At 59.0% G+C, this 16788-nt stretch carries 14 protein-coding genes, 3 pseudogenes and 1 riboswitch; of the genes and pseudogenes, 13 read left to right on the top strand and 4 right to left on the bottom strand.

Features of this window, described 5'->3' with window-relative positions; all coding sequences use genetic code 11:
• From NKI79_RS24990 to NKI79_RS25035, 10 genes and pseudogenes are all read left to right on the top strand, one after another.
• Positions 1-1144 (top strand): annotated as a pseudogene (locus NKI79_RS24990) (hypothetical protein); the annotation flags it as partial.
• Between the two features lie 774 nt (positions 1145-1918).
• Positions 1919-2283, top strand: a pseudogene (locus NKI79_RS24995) (type IV secretory system conjugative DNA transfer family protein); the annotation flags it as partial.
• 641 nt (positions 2284-2924) lie between these two features.
• Positions 2925-5459, top strand: coding sequence for a two-component system VirA-like sensor kinase (locus NKI79_RS25000; protein WP_352805336.1), 2535 nt, complete (start codon positions 2925-2927; stop codon positions 5457-5459).
• Between the two features lie 117 nt (positions 5460-5576).
• A pseudogene (locus tag NKI79_RS25005) lies at positions 5577-6519 on the top strand (ATP-grasp domain-containing protein); the annotation flags it as partial.
• 223 nt (positions 6520-6742) lie between these two features.
• Positions 6743-6859: riboswitch (TPP riboswitch) on the top strand.
• 103 nt (positions 6860-6962) lie between these two features.
• Positions 6963-8798 (top strand): phosphomethylpyrimidine synthase ThiC, encoded by a 1836-nt coding sequence (gene thiC, locus NKI79_RS25010; protein ID WP_352805338.1) that lies wholly within the window; start codon positions 6963-6965, stop codon positions 8796-8798.
• Entirely contained in the window at positions 8795-9796 is a 1002-nt protein-coding gene (gene thiO / locus NKI79_RS25015) for a glycine oxidase ThiO (RefSeq protein WP_352805340.1), read from the top strand. Before thiC ends, thiO begins: the two co-directional genes overlap by 4 nt.
• On the top strand, positions 9765-9962 hold the full coding sequence (thiS, locus tag NKI79_RS25020; protein ID WP_023685606.1) for a sulfur carrier protein ThiS: 198 nt from the start codon (positions 9765-9767) through the stop codon (positions 9960-9962). Before thiO ends, thiS begins: the two co-directional genes overlap by 32 nt.
• 3 nt (positions 9963-9965) lie before the next feature.
• Positions 9966-10739 (top strand): thiazole synthase, encoded by a 774-nt coding sequence (locus tag NKI79_RS25025; RefSeq protein WP_352805343.1) that lies wholly within the window; start codon positions 9966-9968, stop codon positions 10737-10739.
• Positions 10736-11341, top strand: a complete 606-nt coding sequence (locus tag NKI79_RS25030) for a thiamine phosphate synthase (RefSeq protein ID WP_352805346.1) — start codon at positions 10736-10738, stop codon at positions 11339-11341. The genes NKI79_RS25025 and NKI79_RS25030 overlap by 4 nt, the downstream gene beginning before the upstream one ends.
• The gene (locus NKI79_RS25035) at positions 11332-12093 is read left to right on the top strand and encodes a hydroxymethylpyrimidine/phosphomethylpyrimidine kinase (protein ID WP_352538849.1); all 762 of its coding nucleotides are present in this window, start codon (positions 11332-11334) and stop codon (positions 12091-12093) included. The genes NKI79_RS25030 and NKI79_RS25035 overlap by 10 nt, the downstream gene beginning before the upstream one ends.
• A gap of 21 nt (positions 12094-12114) precedes the next feature.
• On the opposite strand, the gene NKI79_RS25040 is transcribed toward NKI79_RS25035, so the two are convergent.
• A complete protein-coding gene (locus tag NKI79_RS25040; RefSeq protein WP_352693073.1) occupies positions 12115-12288 on the bottom strand; it encodes a hypothetical protein in 174 nt (57 codons plus the stop codon).
• A 203-nt stretch (positions 12289-12491) separates the two neighbouring features.
• Here NKI79_RS25040 and NKI79_RS25045 point away from each other — a divergent pair, with 203 nt between their 5' ends.
• The gene (locus NKI79_RS25045; RefSeq protein WP_352805349.1) at positions 12492-12911 is read left to right on the top strand and encodes a hypothetical protein; all 420 of its coding nucleotides are present in this window, start codon (positions 12492-12494) and stop codon (positions 12909-12911) included.
• A 651-nt stretch (positions 12912-13562) separates the two neighbouring features.
• Here NKI79_RS25045 and NKI79_RS25050 read toward each other — a convergent pair.
• The 3 genes from NKI79_RS25050 to NKI79_RS25060 are packed head-to-tail and all read right to left on the bottom strand — an operon-like array spanning position 13563 to position 15782.
• Complete coding sequence (locus tag NKI79_RS25050; protein WP_032898265.1) at positions 13563-13964, bottom strand: ubiquitination-like system serine protease family protein; 402 nt, start codon at positions 13962-13964, stop codon at positions 13563-13565.
• Positions 13964-15151 carry a ThiF family adenylyltransferase gene (locus NKI79_RS25055; protein ID WP_023697173.1) on the bottom strand — a complete coding sequence of 396 codons (1188 nt, stop codon included), beginning with the start codon at positions 15149-15151 and terminating at the stop codon, positions 13964-13966. Before NKI79_RS25055 ends, NKI79_RS25050 begins: the two co-directional genes overlap by 1 nt.
• Positions 15126-15782, bottom strand: coding sequence for a multiubiquitin domain-containing protein (locus NKI79_RS25060; RefSeq protein WP_032898264.1), 657 nt, complete (start codon positions 15780-15782; stop codon positions 15126-15128). The genes NKI79_RS25055 and NKI79_RS25060 overlap by 26 nt, the downstream gene beginning before the upstream one ends.
• A gap of 150 nt (positions 15783-15932) precedes the next feature.
• On the opposite strand from NKI79_RS25060, the gene NKI79_RS25065 reads away from it, so the two are divergent.
• Complete coding sequence (locus tag NKI79_RS25065; protein ID WP_010913797.1) at positions 15933-16139, top strand: ribbon-helix-helix protein, CopG family; 207 nt, start codon at positions 15933-15935, stop codon at positions 16137-16139.
• Entirely contained in the window at positions 16136-16783 is a 648-nt protein-coding gene (locus tag NKI79_RS25070) for a hypothetical protein (protein ID WP_352805352.1), read from the top strand. Before NKI79_RS25065 ends, NKI79_RS25070 begins: the two co-directional genes overlap by 4 nt.
• Positions 16784-16788: the final 5 nt, after the last annotated feature.

A 16788-nucleotide genomic window follows, 5' to 3' on the forward strand; every position in this document is an offset into this window, starting at 1 on the left:
CTCAACGGCGCGCCATCATCATGCGCCGGATTCGTCAGTGGTTGATCTGAATCCCCCCGCACCGTTCGAGTTGCATGACCATGCTCGTTCTGTGCCGGCGGCGGTGCAGCCAGATCCTCCAATAGTGGTCTCCGGTCACGACCAGCGTCCTCTTTATTCCAACGATGCGACCGTTGTCGAAGGGCTGAGGTCAGCACTCTATGCCGGTAAGGTCCAGGAGAGCACGGTCAAGCGCCATGTAGATTCTCTTCTCGGCTTTGGTCATTGGCTCTTTAAAAACAACAAGCCGGGATTTGCCGCTCGGCTTAACGATTCGTCGCTGGATCCGGATCTCAAGGAGTACCAGCGCAAGAGTGGCTCCTCGGACGTGGCTGGGTCACTAGGTCGTCTCAAGACGTGGGCGGGCGGAGCGCCAGTGCTGGGCCGCGCTGTCCTGAATCCCGACCCTGCCGACGCCGCGCTCATCAGAGAGTACACAGCGGCTCACATCAAAGAGTACAAGGGAGCGCCTGCGACCGGGCCGAATCCCGGTACCATTCAGGTCTATGGGTCTGCTCTTAGACGTTTCAGTCAATGCCTGGTTGAAAACAAAAAGCCGCGGATTGCGGATCGGCTTCACGAGGGGTCGCTGGATGAAGATGCCAAGCGCTATATGAACTCCGCTGGGATCAGTGCACTAGCTCATCTCCGGAAGTTCGCACCCGGGCGCAAAATTGCCCTTGCTGCTCGTCGGGAAGACGCAGTCGGCATGGAGGCTCGTGCCATTGGGGACGCCGCTGCGCAGACCGCGGCACAAGCTCATGGCCACGCAGGAGAGCAGGGACCCATCTCTCGAGCTCAACAAGTCGCGCCAGCGCCGTTTGAACGGCACTTGGGCAAGAAGCGCGAGGCCCAGGACGGACTGACGAGTACACTTGACAGGAGCAACCTCGTGAACAGCGGGGGCGTCATCATAAACAATGAACATTACACAGCGCTGTTGAGACCGGCGAAGAGGCAGAGGACTGATAATCCGCAAAGCCGCGCCATGGGGCGGCAACTGAGCGAAGCAACCACGACGTCCATCAGCCAAGCCTCCGATCAAGCCCGAGCGGACCTAATGGCTTCCTTCAGAAGCAGGGAGCGCTCCGACGCGGGGCGTTGAGCTCCATGGCTGGGGTCAAATCGCCAAACCGACGCAAATTGTCGGACAGGGGAGGCCGCTGAGCCTCATCCGCTTCGATGAGAGCGGCGTCGGCGGGTTCTGTCGCAAACTTTTCGGAAAGGTCATTTGCCGCAAAAAATCGCTTGCGGCATCGCGACGAGCACTGAAGTCGATCAGCAGCCGCAAGAGCCAGTATGTCAGCAACCGGGCTCGAACACATCTCAACCGGTGAAAAGGTTCTCGAAGTCCGCGAGGCCCCCGCGGCGGCCATCATCATGTACGCGCTGCGGCACCTCGAAACCGCTTCCCTTGGCGTCGGATCAATCGTGTTGAATCAGCAAGCCTGGCCCCAGGAGGCGGTTTCAGGTGCATGGCGCAGTACTATTCACAAGAGGGTGCGAACGGGGCATAGCGTGCGCACTCGAAGGCGTCAGCGGGAGCGTCAGCTACATAGTCGATAACACGCGCTTTTTACGTCGGTCTCGGCTCGCAACGATGGATTGCTAACGGCGAACTCATGCTGGTCGGCAAGGCGATACTGGCTGGAGCATCAACTCGGCCGACGAGAGTGGCCACACCATCCTAGACAGGATCGGCCGATATGCCCGGCATCGCCGCTCTGCAAAAAGCACAGCGGGCATCCAGACGTTGCCGGGTTGACTATGGGTGTCCGAACCGCGAAAAGAGGCCGCTCTTTCTGAGTGGCGTGCGCCGGCAGTCTAACCCCAAGCCCCCCGCCCGGGCTGCCGGCGCGCTTCTAGGAACATCGAGGTAGATGACGAGACTCCGAACTACATTTCCAAAGCTATCGGTGGATTCACATTTCAAGCCCAATCGATTTCCTACAGCCAGGCGCGAAGGAACGTTCAGAATTCACATCAAGGTGCACCGCTGTTGCGTCCCGAACAGGTGCGGCTGCTCAATGACGAGTACGAAATCGTTCTCATCAAGGTCTGCCACCATTAAAATTGAGGAAGGTGCGATATTTTTCGGATCGCATTCTGAAACGCATCTTTGAAAGCCAGACAGGCGCCCTCCCGGAGCCGACGCCCTTGACGAAAGCAGACGGGGGGCTCTCCACAGAAAAACTCGATGAGCCGCTGCGTGGATTGGCGCAGGACTTTGACGATACAGTTTGATGTGAGGCTAGTATGAACCCGCGAAATAGTAATCCATCCCGTGTAACAGCTTTGTCGCAGGTGCAGGACGCCGGCTTGGAAGACGGGCAAGCGGTCCAGGCCCGGCGAGTGGGCTTTGAGCAGCACGTGTCCGAGGCGCTCCGGCCGCTGTTCGATGGTCGAGCTGACGAGCCGCCTACCGGTCCAGAGGAGCTTCTGCGACTGGAACAGGGGTTTCGCGAGGTGCTTCAGCGAGGGCAGGATCATCAAGCCGCCTCGTCTTTTTTCAGCGATCCAAGGATGCCCGCTGGACGGGATGCCCCCAAGGGAAGCGTGTCGGACGCTTTCGCAGCAGCCGGCTCTAGGCACGCCGGAGTTGAGGCCGCCGCCCCGCCAGTGTTAGCTGCCAGCCAACAGCAGATCCGGCCCTCGCCAGTTGCGTTTGACCGGCCGGTATCATCCTCGGCTGCTGCAGGCGTGCGCTTGTATGCCCCTTCGATGATCTCTCGGAAGACCAGTTCCGAAAACTGCGATCAGTTGCCCGCCTTGTGCTGCCGCCTCGCCGTCGAGGTCGAAACGCCCGCGAATCAATGGAAGGTCAGCGGGCCATGGGGGCAGAGTGCAACGGTGTCTACACCGCCTATTTGAGGGGAGAGGTACACTTGGCTTTCCTGTTCCAGCAGCATCCGGCCGCACACCGACGCGATGGGGAGCTAGAATTCAAATCGGACCTTCGCAAGGCACGCACCGCGGATCAAACGCCGTTCGTTTGGGAAAAATGGCTCAGTACCGACAAAGCTTCTGTAATGGCCCTAGTGGCCTCGGTTGCGCTCTTGGTCGCGATACAGTGGCAAGACCCCCAGATCAACGAGACGGTCCTAAGCGAACTGCGGACGATTCAGATCAACTACGCATTGCTCCAGCGAGACGTCGCCCGCGCCGACATGGTATTGGACTTCCGTTCCGTTGCTTCTACCGGGCAAGCATTAAAAAGGAACCTTCAAAACTACCAACGCCTTGTTGAGATTTCGCCCAATGAGAGCTCCGGGGTGCACTCCAGGTTGGTTGCACAGCTCAAAAAGTCCCTCGAAAACACAGAAGCTGCCATCTCGGCCTCGGCCGCGCAAAATGAGCTTCTGCAAAGCTCTCTCGTACGCTTTGCTCGCTCGGCTAATCGCCTTCGGGGGGGAGTGTCGAACAGGCCTGAATTTTCCAATCTGATCCTTCAATTTTCGGCCAGACCGGGATTCAGCCTCGCATTACAAATCGATCAGTCTCTCGGCCGACTTCCTCCTAGCCAGGACCAAGTCACGGAGGATGTGGCCCGCGAGGGCCGCGCTATCCTGTCCTCAATGTTGAGGTTGGACCGCGCTGTCAATCGAATCCCATCCTTCGACACGTTCGCCAAGGCTGCCGAATTGGAGCGAGAACATCTGAAAGCCTACAGCTTCGCCAGCGCGCAAGCGCAGCGTACACGACTTTTCTTTGGCTTGGTGTCCATATGCCTCTGCTTGTTTGCGACCATTCGAGCCTCCACGCTGCATGTGCGGACGAACCGGTTGGAAAGGCGGTTAGAGCTTGAAGCGGCAATGAGTGAGATCGAAGCTTGCTTCATCGACAGTCAAGCAACGAAGGCTTCGCGGCGCTTCTCCACCGAAGCAGCGCTTAGACTCATTCAATGCGTTTTCGATGCGGATCAATGCGCGCTTGCTCTGGTGGATCCGAGTATCAGCAGGAATACCGAGTACTTTGTCGCGAACAAGCGCATGCGCGTCTGGAACGCCACGCTAATCCATGAAGTCGTCTCACTTGTACACCCGGAACAGCCAGTGTTTCGCGTCGTTCCGGCGTCGGAAGTGGTTCGGACTGCCGTAGGCACCACCGGTGTTTGTCAAATTGTTGGGTGCAGGGCCTCCGATCAGCAGGCTGCGGTTTGTATCCTTGTTTTTGAAGGAGATCGCTCACCACCCTCCACAGACGACCTCCTGGTTCTGGCGAGCGCTACTGTGCGTTTAGGCAACCATCTTGAAATGCAACGTGTACACACGGAACGTAACCTTTTTGAGAGTCGATGGGAGCATGCGGAAAGGCTGACGGCTGTCGGCACAATCGCAAGCGGCGTTACACATGAATTCAATAATGTTCTAGGAGCAATAGTTGGCTACGCAGAGATGGCTAAAGGTCTTGTGCGCCGCCCCTCGAGAATTCGGGGCCACATCGGCCAAATTATCTTGGCCAGCAACCGAGCCAAGCTGATTATTGATCAAATTTTGTCACTAAGCCGAAATCGGAAGCGCGTGACGATGCCTTTCGACGTCTCGGAGAGTGTAATGGATCTCGCGCCATTGCTGCGGGTTACACTTCGTGCGGATGTTCAGTTGAACTTCAAGATCAACGAGTGGCAAACGGTGATCGAGGGCAGCCCGACCGAGATACAGCAGATCCTTATGAATCTATGCAAGAACGCGTCGGAGGCTCTCTTGAATGAGGGCCGTGTCGAGATTAGCGTTTCTCGCGCTCACGTCTGTCAAACGAAGCCCGTGGCTAAGGGCACCTTGAAACCGGGAGATTACGTTCTCCTCTCCATCAGCGACGATGGCCAAGGAATCGCAAGTTCGGTGCTTCCGCATATCTTTGAGCCCTTTTTTACCACGCGCTCTCGCGTCGGCGGGACCGGACTGGGTCTTGCTGCAGTGGACCGCCATGTGAGCGCGCTCGCAGGATGCCTTGACGTCACCTCGGCTGTTGGCCGAGGTACACGCTTCGATCTCTACTTACCGGCCTGCGCTGAGGAGCAGGTCAGAGCTGATAGCGCTTCCGGTCCATACGATGGATCACTTGGCAATGGAGAAATCATTGCAGTCGTGGAGCCCGATCCAGCAGCGTTGGAGATCTACAACGATAAGATCGCCGCGCTTGGTTATAAGCCTGTCGGCTTCGCGACCTTCGAAAGTCTTTGCGACTGGATCGAGAGCGGGAAGGCAGCCGACCTCCTAATTTTCGATAAAGCGACTTTCCTCGGGCCAGGACAGCCCGAAGCCGTACGTACCACCCTGATGACGGTGCCCATCATCGTCGTTGGTGGAAGCGACCCCATGCCGATCACATCTGGTAATCAGACCTTCGTCCTTTGGCTAGCCAAACCGGTCTCGTCCAGGACGATGGAGCATGCAATTCGTAGGATGATAATGGCATGATGCCGCCGACGCGCTCAGGATACCGAGCTACCGAGGCAGTCGGAGGCGGAGCCGGCTGGGATCCAGCAAATACAAGAGCGTCGGACGATCTCTGCGCACCCGGCTCATGGCGAGTTCCTCGCGCAGGCCGGCGTTCCAATACCGGCTTATCGGTTGGCAACGAATGCGGCGGAGGTAGAAAGCTCGGCTGCAGAGATCGGCCTGCCCGTGATTCTTAAGCCGGCATTAGGCAGCGGCAGCATGGGTGTCCGATTGTGCCGCAGCCTCGAAGACGTAGCCGAACATACGACCTATCTATTGGGCGGAAAGCACATATGGCGGTCTACACCGAAAATACTCGTCGAAGAATTCGCACAGGGCCCGTTCTATAGCATTAATGTTATGGGGAATGAGGTCGTTGCGATTTGCGCCAATGACTTTGGTCCCCTCCCCCATTTCGTCATACGTGAGGTGACGTATCCGGCCCTGCTAACCGATCAGGAGCGTGAGCGCATCGCCGATGTTTCGTTGAGCTGTTTGCGGGCTCTCGGCCTTGGCTGGGGGCCAACTAACATTGAACTCCGGTGCACGAAACGCGGTCCAGTTGTCATTGAAGTCAATCCGCGTCTTAGTGGCGCGCCCGACCCTCAACTGGTCCAGTTAGCTTACGGTGTCGACCTCGTCACCGAGCACATCAAGCTTGTCAATTGGCGAGGAATGGGATCTGCGCAAAAAGCATTCGCATACTGCGGCCGCGCGATTCCTGCTTCCTGATCAAGATGGCACCCTGGACTGGATTGGTGGCGACACTCAGGCAGCTGCTATATCAGGTGTGGCCGAGGTCAAATTGAATGTTGAACCCAAGACACCGATCGTCAGGAAGGGGGATTTCCGAGACTGGATTGGACATGTCATTGCCACTTCGCCCAGCCGTGCTGAAACCGAGGGCGCCCTTCAGCGAGCGGTCGACTTGATCGATTGGTCGATCACCCCTTTTCCGGCGACAATAGGAGGTGATCGAGAGCACGATGTTTGTGGGGCGTTCGGGCGGCCCACCAGTTCTGTTCCGATCAGGCATTGACGGCTTAAGATCCTTGAAACGCAGCAGTTCCGTCTACGTCAATGTCACATCAAGTTTGATGAGGCAAATGCAGCTTTGGCCACACCTGCCCTATCTCCCGCGGAACTTCTCCGCGACCCGTGGCGAGGCCGTCGGCCCAATTTGGGCCCAATTTGATTGCCGCCCACCGCCGCCGCAGGACGAACATGCGCTTGACAAGACAACCCCGGCCCGTTCAACTTGAGGCATTCACCAGGGGAGTCCCGGCAAGGGGCTGAGATACTGCTGGCTTTCGCGGCGCAGTGACCCGTTGAACCTGATCCAGTTCATACTGGCGTAGGGACGGTGCAAGCGCTTTGCGGGAGTTCACGCCCGAGGTCCTGTTTCGGCAGGTAGACAGAAGCGTCTTTTCATCCTTCCGGCACAGAACTGGGTCTCCAATGCATGAGCAAAGGAGCCTCACGATGAATGCCCTCACCCCAGCCGTCTCAACGGGACCGCTGCCCGCCTCACGGAAAATCCACAAGCCCGGTGCCATCCACCCGCAGATCAGGGTGCCGATGCGCGAAATCTCTGTCCATCCGACAGCCGGCGAGCCGCCCGTCACCGTCTACGATCCGTCGGGCCCCTATACCGATCCGGCTGTCGAAACCAGCATCGAAAAAGGCCTGGCCCGGCTTCGCCACGAATGGATCTTGGCGCGCGGCGATGTCGAGGACTGTGACGGCCGCCATGTCCGGCCGGAGGACAACGGATTCGCGACGGGCGAACGCCTGACGCCGGAATTTCCCATCCGCCACCGACCGCTCAGGGCCAAAGCAGGCAAGGCGGTGACGCAGCTTGCCTATGCGCGCGCCGGCATCATCACACCTGAAATGGAGTTCGTTGCCATTCGCGAGAACCTTGGTCGCGAGATCCTGCACGGCAAGCTTGAGCGCGACGGCGAGGCTTTCGGCGCGACGCTGCCCGATTTCGTCACACCCGAATTCGTGCGTGACGAGGTGGCGCGCGGACGGGCGATTATTCCCGCCAACATCAACCATCCCGAGAGCGAGCCAATGATCATCGGCCGCAATTTCCTGGTCAAGATCAATGCCAATATCGGTAACTCCGCCGTCACATCGTCGATGGCTGAAGAGGTCGAAAAGATGGTGTGGGCGATCCGCTGGGGCGCCGATACGGTGATGGACCTGTCGACCGGCCGCAACATCCACAACATCCGCGACTGGATCGTGCGCAACGCGCCGGTGCCGATCGGCACGGTGCCGCTCTACCAAGCGCTCGAAAAGGTCGGTGGTATTGCCGAGGATCTGACCTGGGAGGTCTACCGCGACACGCTGATCGAACAGGCCGAGCAAGGCGTTGACTATTTCACCATCCACGCTGGCGTGCGGCTGCATTACATCCCGCTGACCGTCGACCGGGTCACGGGTATCGTCTCGCGTGGCGGCTCAATCATGGCCAAATGGTGCCTGCACCATCACCGGGAAAGCTTCCTCTACGAGCACTTTGCGGAGATCTGCGACATCGCCAGAGCCTACGACGTATCCTTCTCGCTCGGCGACGGCCTTCGTCCCGGTTCAATCGCCGATGCGAACGACGCGGCGCAATTCGCCGAACTGGAAACACTTGGAGAACTCACCAAGATTGCCTGGGCAAAGGACTGCCAGGTGATGATCGAAGGCCCGGGCCATGTCCCCATGCACAAGATCAAGCAGAACATGGACAAGCAGCTCGCAGTGTGCGGTGAGGCGCCGTTCTACACTTTGGGGCCGCTGACGACCGACATCGCGCCGGGCTATGACCACATCACCTCAGGGATAGGTGCCGCCATGATAGGCTGGTTCGGCACCGCAATGCTTTGCTATGTCACGCCGAAAGAGCATCTCGGCCTTCCCGACCGCAACGACGTCAAGATCGGCGTGATCACCTACAAGATAGCCGCCCATGCAGCCGATCTGGCGAAGGGCCATCCGGCAGCGAAAGTCAGGGATGATGCGCTTTCCCGCGCGCGCTTCGAGTTCCGCTGGGAGGACCAGTTCAATCTGTCGCTCGACCCGGAAACCGCGCGGTCCTTCCACGACCAGACCTTGCCCAAGGAGGCGCACAAGGTGGCGCATTTCTGCTCGATGTGCGGACCGAAATTCTGCTCCATGCGAATCTCTCACGACATCCGCGCCGAGGCACCGAAAGAGGGCATGGCGGCGATGGCGGCGAAATACCGCGAGGGCGGCGATCTCTACCTGCCGGCGGACGAGACCGGCGCACCGCTCATACCTCAGCCACGTGAGCCATCATGAAGGTCTTGGTCAAAGGGGCGGGCGTTGCCGGCCTCACCGCCGCCTTCGAGTTCGCCGCACGCGGCGCGGCGGTTACCGTTGCCGAGACAAGGCCTGCCCTTGGGGGCAATGCGTCGTGGTTCGCCGGTGGCATGTTGGCGCCGTGGTGCGAGCGTGAAAGCGCCGAGCAGCCGGTGCTGGATCTCGGACGCGACGCCGCCGACTGGTGGGATGCCGCAACGCCAGGCTTGGTAGCACGACGGGGAACGCTGGTCTTGGCCGCGCCGCGCGATGCGGGCGAGCTCGACCGGTTCGCCAGCCGCACGACGGGCTATCGGCGTGTCGAGGAAGATGAAATTGCCTTGCTGGAGCCCGACTTAGCCGGCCGCTTCCGCCGCGGATTGCTGTTCGCCGATGAGGCTCATCTTGATCCGCGCCAGGCGATGGCAGCACTTCATGACAAGCTCGCGGCCACGGGTGTTGAATTCCACTTCGGCGCCGACGCCCAGCATGTTTTTGGTTTCGATCGTCAGATCGACTGTACGGGAATGGCGGCGCAAAATGACTGGCTGCGCGGCGTTCGCGGCGAAATGCTGTTCCTGCGCACCCCTGATATCTCACTGTCGCGCCCCGTCAGGCTGCTGCATCCGCGCTTTCCGCTCTACATGGTGCCGCGCACCGACCACCGTTTCATGATTGGTGCGACGATGATTGAAAGCCAGTCCGCCGGACCGGTTACGGCGCGCTGCATGATGGAGCTTCTGGGTACCGCCTATGCCCTCCATCCGGCCTTTGGCGAGGCCGAGATCGTTGAAACCGGTGTCGGCGTCCGCCCAGCCTTTCCCGACAATTTGCCGCGCGTCGAAACGAAGGGTGAAATCATCGCGATAAACGGGCTCTATCGTCACGGTTTTCTCCTGGCTCCCGCCATGGCGCGCCGGGCTGCCAAGCTGGTTTTCAGTCAAGACAGAACGAAGGAGCTTGCTCATGAAACTGATGGTCAACGGCGAAGCGCATGAGGTTGCCGCCACCACGCTGGCCGAGCTGCTTGCCGCGCTTGACTATGAGGGCGATTGGCTCGCCACCGCCGTCAACAACGACCTCGTGCACAAAGCCAACCGGGCGGAATTCCAGTTGAACGACGGCGACCGGATCGAAATCCTCTCGCCCATGCAGGGTGGCTAGGCCATGATCGAGCTTTATGGAGCCGAGCTTCCGTCGCGCCTGCTTCTTGGCACGGCTCAATATCCTTCGCCGGCCATCCTTGCCTATGCAGTCAGGGCATCGGGCACGGCGGTGGTGACCGTCTCGTTGCGCCGTGAAATGGCAGGCGGCAGGGCTGGCGAAAAATTCTGGTCGTTGATCCGCTCGCTCGGCGTCAGAATCCTGCCCAACACTGCTGGCTGCCACTCCGTCAAGGAAGCGGTCACGACCGCACAAATGGCGCGCGAAGTCTTCGGCACGCCCTGGATCAAGCTCGAAGTGATCGGCAATCACGACACGCTGCAGCCGGACGTGTTCGGTCTGCTCGAAGCCGCCCGCATCCTGTGCGAGGACGGTTTTGCGGTGTTCCCGTATACAACCGACGACCTTGTCGTCGCCGAGCGGCTGCTTGCGGCGGGCTGCAAGGTCTTGATGCCCTGGTGCGCACCGATCGGTTCCGCCCTCGGGCCGGTCAACATCATGGCGCTGCGCTCGATGCGCGGACATTTCCCTGATGTCCCGCTGATCGTGGATGCTGGTCTCGGACGGCCATCGCACGCGGCAACCGTCATGGAGCTCGGCTTTGACGCCGTACTCCTGAACACCGCAGTTGCCAAGGCGGCCGATCCGGTCGGCATGGCGCGTGCGTTCGGCAAGGCGGTCGAGGCCGGTCGTGAAGCTTTCAGCTCGGGAATGCTCGAACCGCGCGAGGTCGCCGTGCCCTCGACGCCGACGATCGGCAGGGCGGTTTTCTCATGAAGCTCGATCCCTTCTACCTGATCGTCGACAGCGCCGCCTGGATCGAACGGCTGGTGCCACTTGGCGTCAAGCTGGTTCAGTTGCGCATCAAGACCTTGGATGAGGCCGGGTTGCGCGCGGAGATCCGCAAGGCGAAGGGTTTATGCGCCCAGCACTGCTGCCAACTGATCGTCAACGACTATTGGCGGCTCGCCATTGAGGAAGGCTGCGACTTTGTCCATCTCGGCCAAGAGGATTTGGCCGCGGCCGACCTGCTGGCGATTAAGTACGCCGGATTGAAGCTCGGGCTCAGCACGCACGATCATCTCGAACTGGAAACGGCCATCGCTGCCGAGCCCGACTATATCGCGCTCGGCCCCATCTATCCCACCGTCCTGAAGCAGATGAAATGGGCGCCGCAAGGGCTCGAGCGGATCAGCGAGTGGAAGCATCGGGTGGCGCCGATCCCATTGGTCTCCATCGGCGGCCTCAACCCCGACCGGCTCGACGGTGTCTTCGAGGCTGGTGCGGACAGCGCCGCGGTGGTCACCGACATCACCTTGAATGCCGATCCCGAAGCGCGCACGCGAGAATGGATCGAAAAGACAAAGCCATGGCGCTGAGGCGAGAACCGCATGTGCTCGTGGTCGGCGGATCAGACTCCAGCGGTGGGGCTGGAATTGCACGCGATATCGAGACGATCTCTTCCATTGGCGTGCGCACCTGCCTTGCTGTCACCGCGCTAACGGTGCAGACGCACCATGCGGTCATGGAAATCCACTCTATGCAACCCGGTCTGGTGGCCGGTCAGATGCGTGCGGGGTTGCAGGCCAACAAAGTGGCGGCCATCAAGATCGGGATGCTCGCCACGGTGGAGATCGTCATTGCGGTTGCCGGAGTGCTGCGCGAAAATCCGCAGGTGCCGGCAGTGCTCGACCCGGTGCTGGCGTCGACGTCAGGCCGGGCGCTCCTGGAAGCCGGCGCCATCGCCGCCCTGAAATGCGATCTGATGCCATTTTGCCGTCTGGTCACCCCCAATCTCTTCGAGCTGGCACTCCTCGTTGGCTCGGAGCGGGCAGTGGATGAGGACGGCGTAGTGTGGCAAGGCCAAGAATTGCTGGCAGCCGGCGCGCGGGCTCTGCTGATCAAGGGCGGCCATGCATCGGGACCGCAATCAACCGATATTCTGTTGCGCCCCGATCACGAACCAGTCCGCTTTGACACGCCGCGCCTTGCCGCATCGATGCGCGGGACGGGCTGCATGCTGGCCAGCTCGATTGCGGCACATCTGGCGAAGGCGCAATCAATCGAGTACGCCGTGCGCCAGGGCAAGCTCTTTGTGTTAGAAAAGCTTCGGAAAACCCCAGCCGAATAGCCGTAGAGCCGGCTCAAGCGTTCAGCGGCTGACGCTGAAATGGAAGCCGTAGCCCTCCTGCCCTTTTTTCACAGGGCGTGACGGGATGAGGCCGCTTTGCAGATCGGAATTCAGCGGCGCCGAGACAAGCTGCCCTGCCAGGCCGGGAAAGTCACGGGACTCTTCCTGCGGCGAAGCGCACTGCCAGTCAGGCATGGGGATGCACTTGTGCCTCCTGGCGAGTGTGAGGCCGCAGGAGCGAGGCATTTCAGCGCGGCGGGGGCCGCCGGATCTGGCCCCGCAGTGCTGGAGCAAAGCAAAGGCCGGTTTGAGACGATTCCGGGGATTTCTACGAGGCTGCTCGCGACGCCGGCATTGAGTTCTACCAGCTCCTGAGCGGCATACGCGACCAAACCCGGTTGAGTGTCACCGCAGGGATGTTCCACGAGTGGGACAAACAGCTGCGGGACTGGCTGGTCCGCGAATTACGAAACTGGCATCGAGGGGATACGGCAGCTGCGAAGGTCTGGTCAGCGGATTTCGCCAAGATTGCAGACCTCCTGGAAAGTTTCGGCTGGAAAGCCCGAAGCACGGACTACTTCAAGACGCTCGATGCGTGCCGGTTGGTGGTCAACGTCTACAAGCACGGCGCCGGAAAATCGCCGGATGACCTGAAGAAAACCTGCTCCGAGTATCTAGACGATCCGCTCAAAGGCACTCGGCCGCCGTGGTCAGAGAAACTGCTGAACCACACGCACCTCAAGGTGAGCGATGACCAGTTCCAGACGTTCTCAGACGCGATTGTCGCGTTCTGGCGCGACGTCCCGGCAATGCCGTAGGTGGCAGCAACAGGTTCCTGATTGGTTTGAAAAGGCCATTCTCAGTGATCGCGCCCAACGATAAGCATGCCAAGGTTTTACCGTCGCATATATCTTCGCTCCCGCTCCCGGCCATAAATTCTGCCACATATCTGCATTGCCGGGAAAGGTGCCATGCGTAACGCATTGGTCGATGGGCGAAGATTCCGCCCGCAAGCGGGTTTCGGGGGCTCTTGCCCGCATTGCGGTACAGACATGATTCCGCGCGCGGCAGCGTCTGGGTTTGGCATTAGGCCAATAAACGAACACGTCGTTGGGTCAGCAGACACCTATCTGTTCGGCCGGTCAGACCGCCAAATTCGGTTCATTCAGAATTGGATGGGTACCGACCAAAATGAATCCCTAATCGACCGACTTCACAGAAAACGAAGCGATCTCCGGCCCTGACGAGCGAGTTTCGGCGTTGTCCGGGTGCTCCTGGATGAAAGATCGGGCTTCGCGCCTCATTTGGACAACGCCGCCAGGTAACCGTTTCCCTGAAACCTGCCCTTCATTCAGATTTGCAACATCAACGACTACCGGCTTCCTAGACCTACTTGGAGCCAATCGGAGGACAGCCGTGTCGGCGCCAGCCCGACCGCAAATTGCGGCCGACCCCATGGCAAACGTTGATTAGCCAATGAACTTGATCCACAGGCGCTTGAACCATGCGACGATGGCCCTGAGCCCCTTCGGCTGGGCGCCGCGCTTGAGCAGACGGTCATGGACGCGGCCCGCTTCGATCTGCGCGCGAGACATCTTGCCGGCCCATTGGATGCGGCCGCTTTTAATGATGTAGTGCGAGCCACAAGGGAAGTCGTGATTGCCGATCGACGGCCATATCGAGGCTCCCTCGTCTTCCATAATGAGGTCATATTCAGTCGGAACGAGCGGTGTTGAAACCTCCTCGCCGCACCCACACGCGCAATTATGCAGCGCGACGTGGCATTCGCGCGACACGTAAAGGACACCGTCTTCCAGTTGTTCCGGAATGTCTTCGACGAAGACCGTTGTAAGACAATCCACCCGAGCCATCATGTCACCCGGTTTGTGATATTGTTGCCCTCGATCATGTATGTCGCGTTCCTTTCGTTGCGCTCATCACGATAGAAGGTCAGCCAGCGTTTCCAGCGCATGACCGCCATAATCGCGTTCAAAGAATTGAGTTCGGCGATCTGGATTTCGGTTCCGTACACATCGGCCTCTTCGTCGTCGTCACCGAACGACAGATGGGTAGCCACTTCCGCCCACGGCATACCAGGGGCAATAAACGTTGCCCTTGCGCAACCGTCGAGCGTGTTGTCGTCCAGCCCTATACCTATGCCAGTGTCGACGAATGCAATGCCCAGGCGAACCAGCCCTTCGGCAATCACGCGCCGCGACGATCCCTTATCAACGCAGACAAATACGAAGTCATAGGCTGAAAATTCGTCAATGTTGTCAGCCGTCACTCGAGTGGTGTGCGGCTTCACGCCCTTGTGCATGCGCGCGTAGAGCGCAGCGTAATAATCTACCTTGCGGGGGAAATTCTTCGCTAGCACCAGTTCGGGAGCACCAGGCGAACGGAAAAGATTGTGGTTGAGAAGCTGGTCGTCATCGTAGATGTGGATCTCGGCAACACGGGTCTTGGCGGCGAGGTCGAGCAGATAGGCACCGGTTCCGCCGAGGCCGATGATCGCGATGCTGCCCCTGAGTTTGCGGTTGGCGGCGAGGATTCCGTAGCGGACTGACGCAGAATCGGGAATCGCGAAGGGACTATCGTCCTCCGCACTGGCCAACGTGACGCCTGTACGCGCGTTGGCGGTCTTGTCGTGAGACCGCGCAGCAGCACCGAGGTGAGACTCATAGGTGACAACCTTGTCGTAAATGTTGGCATACTGGCCGGTGCCTTCTGGCTTCGACGAGAAATAATGGTGGACCTTGATGTCCGACCCCACAGTCGCTTCCTGACTATTATGGATGATATTTGTCATTGGCGTGCCATCGCGATGGCAAGGCGTCTCGCCGGCGAACCACATGGTGTGGTCCGTCAGTGGAGTCGAGGTCAGGCCTTCCGTATCCAGCGACAGAGTGCAGACAAGTGTGCCTCGACCAAGCGACATGTCCCGCTTCACATAGGGCACGCTGTGAACGAGGAGGACGAGGTCGCGCATCTCAAGCTCAAACCCCTCGTCCAGCAGTTGCTTCAGATGTGGATCACGACTTATCAGATCGGCGGACATTGAAGACCATCCCATTCTTGACTTCGATCTTTTCGCCCTCCACCAGATCACCTTCCGCGCCGTGTACACCTTTCAGGTAAGTTATCGTGTACTTAAATTTCTCGAAGTCGGCGTCAGGGTAGGCGAGAAGTGCAACCTCACGATAGCTGAGCTTTTTCTTGGGCACCGTACGCGGTCGCCCGTTGACTTTGATGACCACCGTCTTCGCTTCGCGGCTGCGGATGCGCTCGACTCCCTGTCCGCCCAGAGTCACCTCGCCATCAGCGGGAATGACCGCGTCGCCGGCGCTGTCCAGGATTAGCTCGAGTTCCTCATCGATGCTGGCGTAACGGTAGATGTCAGCTGCGGAGAGTTTGGCCGCCCCCCATTCCCAGCCGCGCTCGTTGACCGTGAGGGAGAAGGTCCGATCACCTTCGAATGAAAGGAACTCAGGCTGCGGCATCTGTCGCAGGTCGGTCGGCTCCTCAAGCCCGATCGAACGCGTCGACCCGTCCGCAATCTGGATGAGAATATAACCGCTAGCTGGATTGAGCCCGCCGATGGTGCGGACCTCGCGACCTGAGATTATGGCGTCATTGGTGGCGATCACGCGACCATCCAGCTTATATGTAAAGTTCGTTACGTCAGGCATTGAAGCCTCCTTGTTTCTCATTCTGCACAAATCATATATGGAGTTTTTAGCCAATGTCTAGCTATTAATTGGCTAATTAATGATTGTTTTTTGATTGACAGGTATGGACTTTATAGCTACATGGAGAGTGCTGGTTAGGGAGAAGCGCCTGTGAAGCGTACGATGACGCTTAATTTGTCGGACGCAGAAATGAGCGTCCTTGAAACCATGTGTGAAGAAAAAGGGTTGTCTAAAACCGCACTCGTTCGCCAAGCGCTGCGGCTCTACAAATCAGTCGATGATCGACTGGCGCGGGGCGAAAAGGTGTTCGTCGAAAGCGCGGATAAATCAGAAAAAGTAGAGCTTATGGTTCTATGAAAGGGCTGATCGATCGAGTCTTTCTCAAAAATCGTGCCACAGGCCTGTACGAAGATGCACACCTGTATCATGGCTTGGACAGCACGAATCTCGCGCATATCGAAGGACGCTGGCGACCTCTTTTTGAGTTGCGTCGGAGGGAGGCTAAGGCTTCCCTTCAGACGTTAGCAGAGGTCAATGCTGAAGACGCCCATTGGGAATGGGGCAAGAAGGCGCTGGTTGCGCTGAACGACCCCTTCCTGTTCGATTTCTTCGTGCTTGAATGTGGTGGCAGTACCCAAGCCATCATGATGACGCGCAAAGGCGGTCAGGATTGCTTCAGTCGCCACCCCGAGCATCAGCGAACGCCGCTGATCTACGTGGAGTTTTTGGCGACGGCTCCATGGAACCGACCAAAGTTGGTTGCTGACCCGACTTACAAGGGCGCGGGCCGTGTGCTCATCGGTACGGCCGTCAGCTTGAGCCTAGAAGAGGAATTTGGTGGCCGAATTGGTCTGCATTCACTTCGTGGCGCAGAAGTTTTCTACCGGGATGCGATCGGAATGACGGATTTCGGAACGGATAGCGAAGGAGTACATAAAGGACTTAGATACTTCGAGCTTTCCAGCAGGGATGCTGCGACTTTCCTATCCGTGCAACACTAACAAGA

It is taken from the genome of Mesorhizobium sp. M0340 (genome assembly GCF_040321535.1).
GTDB lineage: Bacteria > Pseudomonadota > Alphaproteobacteria > Rhizobiales > Rhizobiaceae > Mesorhizobium.

Excerpts from the sequence above, each read along its gene's own strand:
- NKI79_RS25070 (WP_352805352.1), top strand. The coding sequence starts at position 16,136 with ATGAAAGGGCTGATCGATCGAGTCTTTCTCAAAAATCGTGCCACAGGC.
- NKI79_RS25050 (WP_032898265.1), bottom strand. The coding sequence starts at position 13,964 with ATGGCTCGGGTGGATTGTCTTACAACGGTCTTCGTCGAAGACATTCCG.
- NKI79_RS25030 (WP_352805346.1), top strand. The coding sequence starts at position 10,736 with ATGAAGCTCGATCCCTTCTACCTGATCGTCGACAGCGCCGCCTGGATC.
- thiS (WP_023685606.1), top strand. The coding sequence starts at position 9,765 with ATGAAACTGATGGTCAACGGCGAAGCGCATGAGGTTGCCGCCACCACG.
- NKI79_RS25035 (WP_352538849.1), top strand. The coding sequence starts at position 11,332 with ATGGCGCTGAGGCGAGAACCGCATGTGCTCGTGGTCGGCGGATCAGAC.
- thiO (WP_352805340.1), top strand. The coding sequence starts at position 8,795 with ATGAAGGTCTTGGTCAAAGGGGCGGGCGTTGCCGGCCTCACCGCCGCC.
- NKI79_RS25040 (WP_352693073.1), bottom strand. The coding sequence starts at position 12,288 with ATGCCTGACTGGCAGTGCGCTTCGCCGCAGGAAGAGTCCCGTGACTTT.
- NKI79_RS25060 (WP_032898264.1), bottom strand. The coding sequence starts at position 15,782 with ATGCCTGACGTAACGAACTTTACATATAAGCTGGATGGTCGCGTGATC.
- NKI79_RS25025 (WP_352805343.1), top strand. The coding sequence starts at position 9,966 with ATGATCGAGCTTTATGGAGCCGAGCTTCCGTCGCGCCTGCTTCTTGGC.
- thiC (WP_352805338.1), top strand. The coding sequence starts at position 6,963 with ATGAATGCCCTCACCCCAGCCGTCTCAACGGGACCGCTGCCCGCCTCA.
- NKI79_RS25055 (WP_023697173.1), bottom strand. The coding sequence starts at position 15,151 with ATGTCCGCCGATCTGATAAGTCGTGATCCACATCTGAAGCAACTGCTG.